At 65.4% G+C, this 12,257-nt stretch carries 13 protein-coding genes; 5 read left to right on the forward strand and 8 right to left on the reverse strand.

Annotation, left to right across the window (positions count from 1 at the left end; all coding sequences use genetic code 11):
• The first annotated feature begins 117 nt into the window (after positions 1-117).
• Complete coding sequence (locus JOD97_RS09090; protein ID WP_373999831.1) at positions 118-648, forward strand: sugar O-acetyltransferase; 531 nt, start codon at positions 118-120, stop codon at positions 646-648.
• 10 nt (positions 649-658) lie between these two features.
• Here the strand turns inward: JOD97_RS09090 and JOD97_RS09095 are convergent, their stop codons facing one another.
• Together JOD97_RS09095 and JOD97_RS09100 are read right to left on the reverse strand one after the other, a co-directional pair.
• Entirely contained in the window at positions 659-2,293 is a 1,635-nt protein-coding gene (locus JOD97_RS09095; protein WP_209715518.1) for an ATP-binding domain-containing protein, read from the reverse strand.
• A 138-nt stretch (positions 2,294-2,431) separates the two neighbouring features.
• On the reverse strand, positions 2,432-3,643 hold the full coding sequence (locus tag JOD97_RS09100; RefSeq protein WP_209715521.1) for an MFS transporter: 1,212 nt from the start codon (positions 3,641-3,643) through the stop codon (positions 2,432-2,434).
• 183 nt (positions 3,644-3,826) lie between these two features.
• Here JOD97_RS09100 and JOD97_RS09105 point away from each other — a divergent pair, with 183 nt between their 5' ends.
• The 3 genes from JOD97_RS09105 (at position 3,827) to JOD97_RS09115 (ending at position 5,462) form a co-directional block, all read left to right on the forward strand.
• A complete protein-coding gene (locus JOD97_RS09105; protein ID WP_209715524.1) occupies positions 3,827-4,045 on the forward strand; it encodes a DUF3820 family protein in 219 nt (72 codons plus the stop codon).
• Between the two features lie 71 nt (positions 4,046-4,116).
• Positions 4,117-5,145, forward strand: a complete 1,029-nt coding sequence (locus tag JOD97_RS09110) for a M4 family metallopeptidase (RefSeq protein WP_209715527.1) — start codon at positions 4,117-4,119, stop codon at positions 5,143-5,145.
• A 17-nt stretch (positions 5,146-5,162) separates the two neighbouring features.
• The gene (locus tag JOD97_RS09115; protein WP_229264242.1) at positions 5,163-5,462 is read left to right on the forward strand and encodes a protealysin inhibitor emfourin; all 300 of its coding nucleotides are present in this window, start codon (positions 5,163-5,165) and stop codon (positions 5,460-5,462) included.
• Between the two features lie 7 nt (positions 5,463-5,469).
• On the opposite strand, the gene JOD97_RS09120 is transcribed toward JOD97_RS09115, so the two are convergent.
• From JOD97_RS09120 to JOD97_RS09145, 6 genes are all read right to left on the reverse strand, one after another.
• Positions 5,470-5,859, reverse strand: coding sequence for a PPC domain-containing DNA-binding protein (locus JOD97_RS09120; protein WP_209715533.1), 390 nt, complete (start codon positions 5,857-5,859; stop codon positions 5,470-5,472).
• A complete protein-coding gene (locus tag JOD97_RS09125; RefSeq protein WP_209715536.1) occupies positions 5,859-6,224 on the reverse strand; it encodes a glutaredoxin in 366 nt (121 codons plus the stop codon). Before JOD97_RS09125 ends, JOD97_RS09120 begins: the two co-directional genes overlap by 1 nt.
• Positions 6,225-6,415: 191 nt before the next feature.
• Positions 6,416-6,997, reverse strand: a complete 582-nt coding sequence (locus tag JOD97_RS09130) for a YSC84-related protein (protein WP_209715539.1) — start codon at positions 6,995-6,997, stop codon at positions 6,416-6,418.
• A 112-nt stretch (positions 6,998-7,109) separates the two neighbouring features.
• Positions 7,110-9,269: a bifunctional diguanylate cyclase/phosphodiesterase gene (locus JOD97_RS09135; RefSeq protein ID WP_209715542.1), complete on the reverse strand. Its 2,160-nt coding sequence runs from the start codon at positions 9,267-9,269 to the stop codon at positions 7,110-7,112.
• Positions 9,262-10,263, reverse strand: coding sequence for an EAL and HDOD domain-containing protein (locus JOD97_RS09140; protein WP_209715545.1), 1,002 nt, complete (start codon positions 10,261-10,263; stop codon positions 9,262-9,264). Before JOD97_RS09140 ends, JOD97_RS09135 begins: the two co-directional genes overlap by 8 nt.
• Positions 10,264-10,376: 113 nt before the next feature.
• Positions 10,377-11,309, reverse strand: coding sequence for a LysR substrate-binding domain-containing protein (locus JOD97_RS09145; protein ID WP_209715548.1), 933 nt, complete (start codon positions 11,307-11,309; stop codon positions 10,377-10,379).
• A 173-nt stretch (positions 11,310-11,482) separates the two neighbouring features.
• On the opposite strand from JOD97_RS09145, the gene JOD97_RS09150 reads away from it, so the two are divergent.
• Positions 11,483-12,184, forward strand: a complete 702-nt coding sequence (locus tag JOD97_RS09150) for a pirin family protein (RefSeq protein ID WP_209715551.1) — start codon at positions 11,483-11,485, stop codon at positions 12,182-12,184.
• Positions 12,185-12,257: the final 73 nt, after the last annotated feature.

Genomic DNA, 12,257 nt, shown 5'->3' on the forward strand with positions numbered 1-12,257 from the left:
GTCGTAAACTCTTTGCAATATGAATGATATCTGGGTATTGTCGCGTTTACGACAGTGCACGTTCTTGCACGATTCAACTCAAAGGAAGCCCAATTGGAACCAACGCAAAAACAGAAAATGCTGGCCGGCGATTTCTACAACGCGGCCGACGCGGAGATCCAGGCCGATCAAACGGCGGCGCGCGACTGGATGGAGCGCTACAACCGCCAACGCGGGTTGACGCCCGAAGAACAGCGCCAACTGCTGGTCGAGCGTTTCGGCGGTGTCGGCGAGGGCGCCGTGATCCGGCCGCCCTTCCACTGCGACTATGGCTACAACATCCGGGTCGGCCAAGGCGTGTTCATGAACTTTAACTGCGTGATCCTCGACGTGGTCCAGGTCGACATCGGCGACATGACGCAGATCGGCCCGGGCGTGCAAATCCTCACCGCCGACCACCCGCGCGATCCGGCGCTGCGCGCGCAAGGGCTGGAGTTCGGCCGCCCGATCCGCATCGGGCGCAACGTCTGGATCGGCGCCGGCGCGCTGATCATGCCCGGCGTGACCATCGGCGACGACGCCTTGATCGGCGCCGGCAGCGTGGTCACGCGCGACGTCGCGGCCGGCGTCACGGTGATGGGCAATCCGGCGCGGCCGCGCTGCGCGTAGGCCGGCCGCCTCAGATCCGGTCGAGCAGCTGTTGTTCGGCGCGCTCGCTGAGCACCAGCACCAGTTTGAGCCTGGCGCGTGTCATGCCGACGAACAGCTTGCGCAGCACGCGCTCGTCGATCTCGGCGAAATCGATCTCGGTGAAGATCACCGCCGGCGCCGACTGGCCCTTGAAGCGGTACACCGATTCGGCCAGCAATCCGCCTTCCCGGTATTGGGGAATGCCGAACAAGTCGTACTCGCCGGTGAACGACTTCAGGGTGTGGGCGTCGCTGAGCTTATCGAGGTGGAGGATCGTCGATTTTTCGCGTCCGCGAAACGACGCGATGGCGATATCGTGGCGCGCGAAGCCGGCGCCCAGGCACAGGGTGACGGCCTTGCGGGTTTGCGCCAGCATCGCCTCGGTATCGCCCTCCGGGTACATCAACTCCTCGATGTCGGCGCCCTTGAACGGACTGCCCGCCTCCACCGGCATGCGGGTCGCGCCTATCGTGGCCAGCATGTCGACGATCTGGCGCGGGCTGCGGTAGTTGGTGTCCGAGTGCAGCGTGACCCAGCCCGGCAAAGGCACCATCTCGCGGCCGTACAGGTTCTGGTTCGGGTCCTCGAGCCAGATCGCGCGGCCGTCGTCCTTGAGCATGCGCAGCAGGATATCGCGCCAGGCCGGCGAAAAATCCTGGCCCTCGTCGACGATCACCACATCGTAGCGCCAATCGGCGGGCAGCGGCGAGGCGGTCATCAGCTCCTCGATGCGCTCCCACACGCCGGGCGCGCCGTATTCGGGCACCTGGTCGCGGGCGCGCATGAAGGCGTCGCTCAGCATGTGGAAGCTCGCCACCCGCCCGCCGGGCGGCACCAGATGCTCGATATGGTCGGCCAGCGGGCGGTTGTAGCACACGTAAAGCGGCGACAGGCCGGCCTCGATGGCGGCGGCGTATTCGGCCAGCGCCAGCTGGGTCTTGCCGCTGCCGGCGGTGCCCACCACGTGCAGGCGGAATGGCGCGAACTCCAGCCGCCGCGCCCACGTCGCCAGGCCACCGGACAGGCGCGCGACCATCTTGGCGGCGTTGCCGATCATCGAACTGGGATCGGGCCGCAGGCTTAGCATGTTGCCGAGGAAGCGCGTGACCTTGTCGAACTGGTCGCCGGGCGTGGCATCGTCGACGGGCAGGATTTCGCGGATGACGGCGGCCAGGCGGTCCTTGTTGGTGGCATCGATGATGTGGTGCGGATCGATGCCGGCCAATTGCGGGTCGCGCACGGTGTAGTCCGGGCAGTACAGCAGGTAATCGATGGACAGCTCGCCGCCGAAGCGTTCGCGCAAGCCTTTGATCGAGCGCATGATATGGTTGACCACCTTGCGCGGCTTGCCCTCGTAGTTACGGACCAGGCCCTCCCCGGTCTCGTTCAGGAAGCCGGACTTCTGCTCGATCAGCAGCACCCTGCCGCTGGGCGCGACGACGATGAAATCGATCTCGCCGAAGGCCGAAAAGCCGTTCTCGACATTGGTCCAATGGACGCCGTGATAAACGCGATACGGCGTGCTGGCGAGGGTCGACTCGAGGTAGGCCAGCGTCTCGATCTCGCGGGCGGCGGTGCCGGTGACGGCCATCTCTCGCCAGCCGGTAGGGTAAAGATGGGCCATGGGGGCGGACCTGGGCTTAGTTTAAAAAAAACATTGTAAGACAGATCCGGGGTCAGGTCCGCCATTTCTACACGAGCCCAACGCTGGCAGCCGCTACGGCAGAGGCCGTGTAGAATTGGTGGACCTGACCCTGGAGTTTTAGTGGGCGGCGACGCGGGTGCGCTTGGTCTCGCCCGCCACGGCCGCACGCGGGTGGAGCCGGTCGAGGCGGCCGCTGAGCACGGTCAAGCCGTAGGCGCCCAGCACCACCAGCGCGCCGATCCAGCCGGTGTGCACCAGGCCCAGGTGTTCGACGATCAGGCCGCCGCCCCAGGCACCGCCGGCGATGCCCAGATTGAAGGCGGCGATGTTCAGGCCCGACGCCACATCGACCGCGCGCGGCGTGAAGTGCTCGGCCTGCTGGACCACGTACACCTGCAAGCCGGCGACGTTGCCAAAGGCGAAGGCGCCCCACACCAGCACCGTGATCAGCATCAGCCACTTGAACGGCGCCACGAACGTTACCACCAGCAATACCGCGGCCAGGCCGAGGAAGATGATCTTCAGCGCGCCCACCGGGCCGCGCGCGTCGGCCAGCTTGCCGCCCCAGATGTTGCCAACCGCGACCGAAACGCCGTACACCAGCATCACCAGCCCAACAGCGCTGGCGCCGAAGCCGGAGATCTGCTGCAGAATCGGCGCCAGATAGGTAAAGGCAATGAAGGTGCCGCCATAGCCGACGGCCGTCATCGCGTACACCAGCAGCAGGCGCGGCTCGCCGAGTACCTTGACTTGCTGCAGCAGCGAGGCGGGCTTGCTGTGCTGGATCGTCTTCGGCACGAACAGCAGGCTGCCGACAAAGGCGATCACACCCAGCGCGGAGACGGCCAGGAACGTTTCGCGCCAGCCGAAATGCTGGCCGATGAAGGTGCCGAGCGGCACGCCGGTCACCAGCGCCACCGTCAGACCGGTGAACATGATGGCGATCGCGCTGGCCGCCTTCTCCTTCGGCACCAGCGAGGTGGCGATGGTCGAGCCGATCGAGAAGAACACGCCGTGCGCCAGACCGGTCAGGATGCGGGCGATCACCAGCGATTCGTAGCCGGGCGCTTTCCAGGCCAGCAGATTGCCGGCGGTGAACAGCACCATCAGCGAAACGAGCAAGGTCTTGCGCGGCAGCTTGCCCGTCAGCGCGGTGAGGACCGGCGCGCCGACCGCCACGCCCAGCGCGTACAGGCTGACCAGCAGTCCGGCCGATGGCAGATTGACGCCCAAATCGGCGGCGATGGTCGGCAACAGGCCGACGATGACAAATTCGGTGGTGCCGATGGCGAACGCGCTGATGGTCAGCGCCAGCAAGGCAAGTGGCATGACTACACTCCTGATAAGTTGATGCCATGCAGTATCCGGAGTTTGCCTGCTGAGAAAAAGGCACGAAAACGCAGAACATATTTGCTCTACACGCAAAGATGGATGCGCGACACTTCAGCTCGTGTTGGAATGTTAGACTTGACCCCAATGATTTGACCCCAATGATTGATCGACAAGCTGACCATGGATTCTGAAAAACTCGCGCTGCTGCTGACGCGTGAAATGCCTTACGGTAAATACAAGGGCCGCAAAATCGCCGACCTGCCCGGCCATTACCTCGGCTGGTTCGCGCGCGAGGGCTTCCCTGCCGGTGAGCTGGGCGCGCTGATCGCGTTGATGTACGAGCTCGACCACAATGACTTGCGCGCCCTGCTCGATCCGCTGCGCCGTCAGGCTTTCTGATTGCAATAGGTGACGTCGGAAAATTCCGATTCCGTGTATAAAGTCACTTATCGCTAACAGAGGAGAACGCCATGTCGCCCCACCCATATCGCTGCACCTGTTTCATCATCTCGTCGAAAATGCTGCGCGTGCTGGCCGACGAAGCGACCGATGAGCACGAACGCTGCGTCTTGTTGGACCAGGCCGAGCTGTCGGCCCATTTGCGCGGCCAGCGTTCGGTGGCGCAGCCGACCACGGCGTTCGGCATCACCACCACCGGCGAAAAACGCCGCACCGTCTACGATGCGAAAAACAAGGCCACTTTGCCGGGCAAACTGGTGCGCGGCGAAGGCGCCAAGCCCAGCGCCGACGTGGCCGTCAACCAGGCCTACGACGGCGCCGGCGCCACCTATGATTTCCTGTTCGAGGTGTTGAAGCGTAACTCGATCGACGACAAGGGCGTGCGGCTCGATTCCACCGTCCACTATCAAAAGAAATTCAACAACGCGTTCTGGAACGGCCAGCAAATGGTCTACGGCGACGGCGACGGCAAACTGTTCCTCGGCTTCACCGGCGCCATCGACGTCATCGCCCACGAATTGACCCACGGCTTGACGCAGAACGCCGTGCCCGGCGGCCTGGTCTACGACGACCAGAGCGGCGCGCTCAACGAATCCATTTCCGACGTCTTCGGCAGCATGGTCAAGCAGTGGAAACTCAAGCAGAGCAGCGCGCAGGCCGACTGGCTGATCGGCGCCGGCATCATGGGGCCGACTGTCGGCAAGGCGCTGCGCTCGATGGCCGATCCGGGCAACAAGGAACTTACCTGGTCCGGCGATGACCAACCCAAGACGATGGCCGGATATATCGAGGACGGCGACGTCCATACCAACTCGGGCATTCCGAACCACGCTTTTTACGTGGCCTGCATGGCGCTCAAAGGCAATTCATGGGACAAGGCCGGCCCGATCTGGTACAAGTCGTTGGCCTTGCTGACGTCCAACGCCACGTTCGCCGACATGGCCAAGGCCACCATGCAGTCCGCCGAGCTGCTGTACGGCGCCGGTTCGACCGAACAGCAGGCGGTGCGCGACGCGTGGACGAAAGTCGGCGTGATCTGAAAGGAAGCATGATGCGGATGAAACTACGATGTACCGGCGGCTTCGCCGGACCGGCTGGCGCCCAGACGCGCACCGTCGATCTGGCGTGCCTGCCGCACGACCAGGCCGAGCAGATGCAGCAGCTGGTGCAGGCCTGCGATTTTTTCGCGCTGCCGGACAAGCTGGTCAAAACCGAGCCGAAGTCCTGGGATTTCCAGTACGACCTGGAGGTCGACGAGGGCCAGCAAGCCCACACCGTGCGCTATCACCTCGACGCGGTGCCCGAGCAACTGCGGACGTTGACCGAGAAGATCAACGACGAGGTCGATCCGGACTAACTGATGACTAGCTGATCTTTAGTTCGGGATAGCCGGTGCGGGGATCGTGTTCGCGGCTGAAGCGATGGTCGGGCAACAAGGCCAGCAGCAATTCGGCCGTGGTGCGCACCACGCAGCCCGGGGCGACATGGCCGCCGAGCACCTGTCCGCTCGCGTCGGACACCGACATGTGCAGATGGGCGCCGTCGGGCGCGATCGAGCCGGCCAGCGTGAGGATTTCCAGGTCGCCGCGCAGCGCCGTAGGCTGCGGCTGGCCGGCGTAGCGCAGTTGCGCGGCGCTCAGGCTGCCGATGCCTTGCAGCACGAAGCCGGCCTGGTGGCCGCTGGCCAGCAAGGCGGCGACGACGGCGGCGCGCACGTCGTCGCCGGGCTGCAGGCGCAGCGGCAAGGTCAGCATCAAGCCACCATGCGCGCGAACTCGCCGCTCTGGATGAGCTTGTGCAGATCGGAGGCGCCGCCGATCAGCACGCCTTTGACGAAAATCATCGGGAAGGTCGGCCAGCCGGTCCACATCTTGAGCGCCGTGCGCGGGCGCCATTCGGAGAAGTAATTACCGTAGCTCAGGTATTTGTAGGGTGTGCCGTTGGCGTCGAGCAGCTGGCGCGCCTTGCGCGGAAACGGGTTCAGCCCCATGCCGACCACCACCACCGTGTTGGCGGCGATGGCGGCCTGGACCTCGGTGACGAGGTCGCGGCGGTAGGCGCCGACGCGCTCGCGGATGGCGGGATGGAGGTGGGCTTCGTCCAGGATGTTGCGGCTCATCGTGTTCCTCGTGATCATGAAAACCGCAAGGGTAGCCGTAACCGGCGCCGACGGCCAGCATTTTTCGCGCGAGCGCCCGCAACCCAAACATTCTTCTGAACCACGTAGGGCGGATTAGCGAAGCGTAATCCGCCATGCATGCGTCGCCGGCGGCGCGTGCAGGCGGATCCGTGGTTACGCCCGCTTACGCCTCACAGCGCCAGCTTGCTGATCTTCGTGCCTTCCAGGTTCAGGTTGGCCATCAATCCCGCGTTGGTCAGCACCAGCGCCTGCACCGGCCCCGTCGCCGTGGTGGTGTCGATCTCGCCATTGGCGCCCACCTTCAGCAACGCCACCGAGCCGTCGACGCCGGCCGTCCAGCCTTTGCTGTTGCGGAATTTATCCAGCGCTTCCCGCGTCATGAACAACAGCACCACCGCCTTCGACTGCGCGCCCGCCTGGAACCCCACCGACACCGACGTCATGCTGTAATAATCGGCCGTCTGGCCACCCGTGCGCAACACGCCGCGGCCGTACTCGCCGCCGACCACCAGCCCGGCCGCCAGCACGCGCGGGAACACCAGCACGCCGCTGGACTTGCGCACCAGCTCGCGCGACCCCTTCACTTCCTTGTACAGCCGCTCCAGCGTGTCGTAGGAGCCGCGCTCGATCTCCGTCTTGACGGCCGCCGGGTCGGACTTGGCGTCGGTGGTGGTGGTCGTGCAGCCGCCCAGGGCCAGGCCGGCGAACGCCACGGCGGCGGTGGCGCGCATCAGAAAGGTACGTTTTTGCATAGAAGTCTCCTGAGGATAGTCGAGTGAGCCAGCTTGCCAAAATAGCACCCCGATTTTGGCACTTTTATTCAAAACGTGCCATAACTCGCGCTTCTATCAAACGCGCCAGCAACTAAACCCGCGTGCCGAAGGCCAATCGCTTGCCTTCCCGCAACATCGCGGCGAATTCCACGGCGGGCACCGGTTGGCTGAACAGATAGCCCTGCAGCTGGTCGCAGCCCAGCGCGCGCAGGAAGCTCATTTGCTCGACCGTCTCCACGCCCTCGGCGACGATCTCCTGGCGCAGTTGCTGCGCCATCGTGACGATCGCGCGCGCGATGGCGCAATCGTTTTCCTCGTACGGCAGGCCGACCACGAACGAGCGGTCGATCTTGAGGGTGCTGATCGGGAATTTCTTCAGGTAGGCCAGGCTGGAATAACCGGTGCCGAAGTCGTCCAGCGCCAGCGACATGCCCATCGCCACCAGCTCGTTCATGATGGCGATGACGTTGTCGGTGCCGCGCACCAGCAGGCTTTCGGTGATTTCCAGATTGATCTGGTCCGGCTGCACGCCGTGGCGCTCCAGCACCGCGGCGATGCGCTGCGGCAGCTGGCTGTCGAACTGCCGCGCCGACAGGTTGACGGCCACCGGCGGCATGATCAGGTTGTCCTCGCGCCAGTCGCGGATCTGGCGGCAGGCCTGCTCCAGCACCCACGTGCCCAGGTCGAGTATCAGGCCGCTCTCCTCGGCCACCGGGATGAACACGCCCGGCGACACCAGCCCGCGCACCGGATGGCGCCAGCGCAGCAGCGCCTCGGCGCCGACGATGCGGCCGCTGCGCAGGCTCACCTTGGGCTGGTAGTACAGCAGCAACTCGTCGTTGACCAGCGCCTGGCGCAACTCGCTCTCGAGCCGCAGGTGCTCCTTGGCGCGCTGGTTCATCTCCTCGCTGTAGAACAGGAAATCGGCCTCGATGTTTTGCGCCGCCTTGTTCATGGCGACGTCGGCGTAGCGGATCAGCGTCGGCACGTCGGTGCCGTCCTCGGTGTAGACGGTGATGCCGATGTGCGCGCCCACCTGCAGGCTGTGCGAGGCGATGCGGATCGGCGCGGCCAGGGTCGCCAGCAGCTTTTGCGCGACGATGGCGGCGTGTTCGCGCTTGTCGATGTGCAGCAGCGCGACGGCGAACTTGTGGCCGTCGAGCCGCGCCAGCACATCGGCCTCGCGCAGCGTGGCGCGGAACATGCGGCCGATCTCGCACAGCAGCTCGTTGCCGATGTCGCTGCCGAGCGTGTCGCTGATGGCGCCGACGCGGGTGATCTCGAGCACCAGCATCGCGCCGTGCTCCTGCGAGCGCCGGTTCTCCGTCATCGCCTGGCCCACCAGCTGCGTCAGCAGGCACAGGTTGGGCAGGCCGGTCAGCGCGTCGTAGTTGGCCATGCGCTGCATGCGCGCCTGCGCGTCCTTGTGCTCGCTGATGTCGGAGAACAGCGAGAACGTGTGGCTGATCTGGCCATGCTCGTCGCGCACCACGCTGATCGTCACCGACTGCGGGAACAGCTCGCCGTTCTTGCGCTTGCCGATGATCTCGCCGCGCCACGGCCCGGCGCCGCGCATCGCCGCGCGCACCTTGGCGCGGAACTCGGCGTCGTGCACGCCCGAGCGCAGCAGGTCCGGCGTCTTGCCGATCGATTCTTCGGGCGAGTAACCGGTGATGCGCGTGAACGAGGAGTTGATCGAGACGATGCGCTCGTTGGCGTCGGTGATCAGCACGCCCTGGTCGCTGTCCTCGATGATGCGCGCGTGCAGGTTGATCTTGTCGGCCGCCGACAGCGCCTCGTCCACCTGCGCCAGCCGCACCAGCATGCCGGCCGGCTCGCCGCTGTCGTCGTGGCGCATGAAGATATGCATCTTGACCCAGATGATCTCGCCGTTCTTCTTGCGGCGGCGCACCTCGGCGGTGGCGCCGGCCTCGCCGCCGGCGTCGAAATACAGCTCGGCGATGTTGCCGTCGTCGTCGTCCTCGGCGTACAGGAACAGCACGTGCCGGCCCAGCGCCTCGTCGGCCTCGTAGCCGAACAGGCGCGTCGCGCCCGGGCTCCAGGCCGTCAGGTAGCCGGTCAGGTCCAGCTCGAGCACGGCGTGGTCGTCGGCGTCGACCGACGGCGCCATCGCCGCGCGCGCCTCGGCCAGCGCGGCGTCCAGGCTGGCCAGCGTGCGCGCCAGCGCCTCGCCCTGCTCGCCGCGGGCCCGCTGACTGAGCGCCAGGCAACGCTCGATCGCGTCAAGCATGGGACTGGCCCGTTTTGCCGGACGCCACGGTCTGCATCCACAGGTAGGCGTCGGCGACGACCTGGTTGAAGCCGTCCGTGTCGATCTGCAGCGCCTGCAGACGCGACGCCAGCGCGGCCTCGTCGTCGCGCTCGGCCGCCTCGACCACGCCGAGCAGGTCGCCCAGCTCGCCCTCGTGCGCCAGCAGCGCCTGCTGAACGGCCTCGCTCATCGTCAACGGCTGCAGCACTTCGGGCAGCGGCATGCCGAACAACACGCCCAGCAGCGAGAACATGCCGACCATGAACGCCTGCTCCTGGCGCGACTTGCCCAGGCCGGCGTCCCTGGCCAGCAGTTCCATCGCCCGCGCCCGCACCGCCACGCGCGCCAGCAGCATCGGCGAGCGGCGGTCGCCCTCGCGCGACGAGAACAGCATCAGGTTAAGCCAGCGCCGCAGTTGCGAGCGCCCCAGGATCAGGATCGCCTGCGAAAAACTGGTGACGCGGCGGCCGGCGCCCATGCCCAGCGAATTGACCAGCCGCAGCAGGTGATACGACAGCGTCGGGTCTTGCCGCAGCACCGCTTCGATTTCGTGGGTGTCGGCGTCGGCCGAGACCAGTTGCACCAGATGCAGCGCCAGCGCGCGCGAGGCCACCTGGCTGCCCACCGGCTTGGACGGCGGCGCCAGGAACCATTCGCCCTCGACCCAGGTCGCGCTGGACGGCATCGCATTGCAGAGCTCGCCATCGGCGCGGTGCAGCTTGTCGGCCGGCAGCCGCTTCCAGCCGGCCTGGTCCAACTGCGCGGCGATGGCGCCGTCGAGCCCGGCGCGGTAGTAGCAGCCCATCAGGCCGCCGGCCAGTTCGCCCAGCACGCCGGCGACGGTCTGCGGCAACGCGGCCGGACCGCCCAAGCGCTCCAGCACGCCGGCGTCAAGCAGCAGCGCGCCGGGGTGACCGTTGCGGTCGGCCAGCGGATGCAGGAAAACGGGCGGGATGGAGATCAGGGCGGTCATCAATGATCCAGCAAAAACAGTCAGTTATGCCGCTATGGTACTCCGAAACTGTTGGCGTTGGTCAACATTGTGGAGCCGTGCGGGGCTCACCCCCGCCGCTTCCCTGCGCCGCGTCAAACGGATGGCGCGTGCCGGGGCAAATGTTGCAACAGCCGCTCGAACAGCCCCGGCTGCCGCATGCGGGCCATCCACCAGTCCAGCGCGGCGCCGTGCTCGCCACCGCGCCAGGCCAGGTAGAAGGTTTCGGCCGGCTTGGGCTCCTGCACCTGTTTTTCCACCAGCAAGCCGGCGTCGATGGCGGCGCGCGCGCACGGCTCGGGCAGGAAACCGAAGCCGGTGCCGGCCAGCTGGAATTGCAATTTCGTCTTCATGTCGGGCACGGTCAGCGTGTCCTGTCCCAGCAACAGGCCGACCGTGCGCGGCGCCAGCTGGCGGGCCGAGTCGGCAACGCTGACGGCCCGGTATTGTTGTAAATGCACGCGGTCGAGCTTGCCCTCGACCGCCGCCAGCGGATGCGACGGCGCCACCGCAAAGACGAACTCGACCTTGCCGATCGGCTCCGACACGTAGCCGCCGCCGGCCGGACCGTCGCCGGCCACGCCCACCAGCAAATCGGCGCGCCGGTCCAGCAGCGCCTCCCAGGCGCCGGACAGGGTTTCCTGCAGGATGCGCAGCCGGGTCTGTTGGGCGACCTGATAGAAGGCGCTGATATCGTCGAGGAACATGCTCGGCGAAAACATCGAATCCATGCATACCGCCAGCTCGGTCTCCCAGCCGGAGGCCACGCGCCGCACCCGGTGCTCCAGGTCCTGCGCGGCCTTGAGCAGGTAGCGCCCCTCCTTGAGCAACTCGACGCCGGCCGCCGTCAGCACCACGCGCGGGCCGTTGCGCTCGAACACCTGGACGCCCAGATCGTCCTCCAGCTTGCCCACAGTATAAGAGATGGTCGACGGCACGCGGTGCAATTCCTTGCCGGCGGCCGAGAACGAGCCACGGCGGTCGATGGCGTCGACGATTTGCAGCGCTTCAAGGCTTAATCTGAGCATTCGATTTTTTCGATAGTAGATGGGTAAATTTTCCGTTTTTTAATCCGGAAACAGGGGTCTATACTGTGATTCATGGATGCGGCGACGAGTGAACAGCGACGAAACAGCTTTCAAAATTATCGCACATCAGCTGAACAACAACCTTGAAAATAACTGAAGAAACGGAGCTCATCATGTTGGAAATTCGTAAAAGTGAAGAACGCGGCCTGGCAAATCACGGTTGGCTCAACTCCCACCACAGCTTCTCCTTCGGCAGCTACCACGACCCAAGGCACGTCGGCTTCGGCCCGCTGCTGGTGATCAACGAAGACCGCGTGCAAGGCGGCCAGGGCTTCGGCACCCACGGCCACCGCGACATGGAGATCATCTCCTACGTGCTGAGCGGCGCTCTGGAGCACAAGGACAGCATGGGCACCGGTTCGGTGCTGCACTACGGCGACGTCCAGCGCATGAGCGCCGGCACCGGCGTGCGCCATAGCGAGTTCAACGGCGACCAGAAGGAGCAGGTGCACTTCCTGCAAATCTGGATACAGCCGAGCGAAGCGGGCATTCCTCCCAGCTACGAGGAAAAGCACTTCACGCCGGAGAGCAAACAAGGCCGGCTGCGGTTGATCGCCTCGAACGACGGCCGCGAAGGCTCGGTGCTGATCCACCAGAACGCGGCGATCTACGCCACGATCATGGGCTCGGGCGACAGCCTGAAGCATGAGCTGGCGACCGGCCGTATCGCCTACGTCCACGTGATCCGTGGCGACGTCGCGGTCAACGGCACCGCGCTCAAGGGTGGCGACGCGCTCAAGATCACGGCGGAGAACCTGGTCACGCTGGAACAGGCGACCGATGCCGAAGTGCTGTTGTTTGATTTACCAAACTAAGTTGCCAAAGTGAAGTAGAGGCCGGCCTAAAATAATTTTTCGCCAGGTTTGGTATGATGAAGGGCGCGCCGGG

The organism is Duganella sp. 1411, from assembly GCF_017833525.1.
Classification (GTDB): Bacteria; Pseudomonadota; Gammaproteobacteria; order Burkholderiales; family Burkholderiaceae_D; genus Rugamonas.

What these genes read in the sequence shown, in the direction of transcription:
- JOD97_RS09135 (WP_209715542.1), bottom strand. Translation starts at nt 9,269, where the DNA reads ATGCTTGACGCGATCGAGCGTTGCCTGGCGCTCAGTCAGCGGGCCCGC.
- JOD97_RS09125 (WP_209715536.1), bottom strand. Translation starts at nt 6,224, where the DNA reads ATGAGCCGCAACATCCTGGACGAAGCCCACCTCCATCCCGCCATCCGC.
- JOD97_RS09090 (WP_373999831.1), top strand. Translation starts at nt 118, where the DNA reads ATGCTGGCCGGCGATTTCTACAACGCGGCCGACGCGGAGATCCAGGCC.
- JOD97_RS09120 (WP_209715533.1), bottom strand. Translation starts at nt 5,859, where the DNA reads ATGCTGACCTTGCCGCTGCGCCTGCAGCCCGGCGACGACGTGCGCGCC.
- JOD97_RS09140 (WP_209715545.1), bottom strand. Translation starts at nt 10,263, where the DNA reads ATGACCGCCCTGATCTCCATCCCGCCCGTTTTCCTGCATCCGCTGGCC.
- JOD97_RS09150 (WP_209715551.1), top strand. Translation starts at nt 11,483, where the DNA reads ATGTTGGAAATTCGTAAAAGTGAAGAACGCGGCCTGGCAAATCACGGT.
- JOD97_RS09105 (WP_209715524.1), top strand. Translation starts at nt 3,827, where the DNA reads ATGGATTCTGAAAAACTCGCGCTGCTGCTGACGCGTGAAATGCCTTAC.
- JOD97_RS09110 (WP_209715527.1), top strand. Translation starts at nt 4,117, where the DNA reads ATGTCGCCCCACCCATATCGCTGCACCTGTTTCATCATCTCGTCGAAA.
- JOD97_RS09145 (WP_209715548.1), bottom strand. Translation starts at nt 11,309, where the DNA reads ATGCTCAGATTAAGCCTTGAAGCGCTGCAAATCGTCGACGCCATCGAC.
- JOD97_RS09100 (WP_209715521.1), bottom strand. Translation starts at nt 3,643, where the DNA reads ATGCCACTTGCCTTGCTGGCGCTGACCATCAGCGCGTTCGCCATCGGC.
- JOD97_RS09095 (WP_209715518.1), bottom strand. Translation starts at nt 2,293, where the DNA reads ATGGCCCATCTTTACCCTACCGGCTGGCGAGAGATGGCCGTCACCGGC.
- JOD97_RS09130 (WP_209715539.1), bottom strand. Translation starts at nt 6,997, where the DNA reads ATGCAAAAACGTACCTTTCTGATGCGCGCCACCGCCGCCGTGGCGTTC.
- JOD97_RS09115 (WP_229264242.1), top strand. Translation starts at nt 5,163, where the DNA reads ATGAAACTACGATGTACCGGCGGCTTCGCCGGACCGGCTGGCGCCCAG.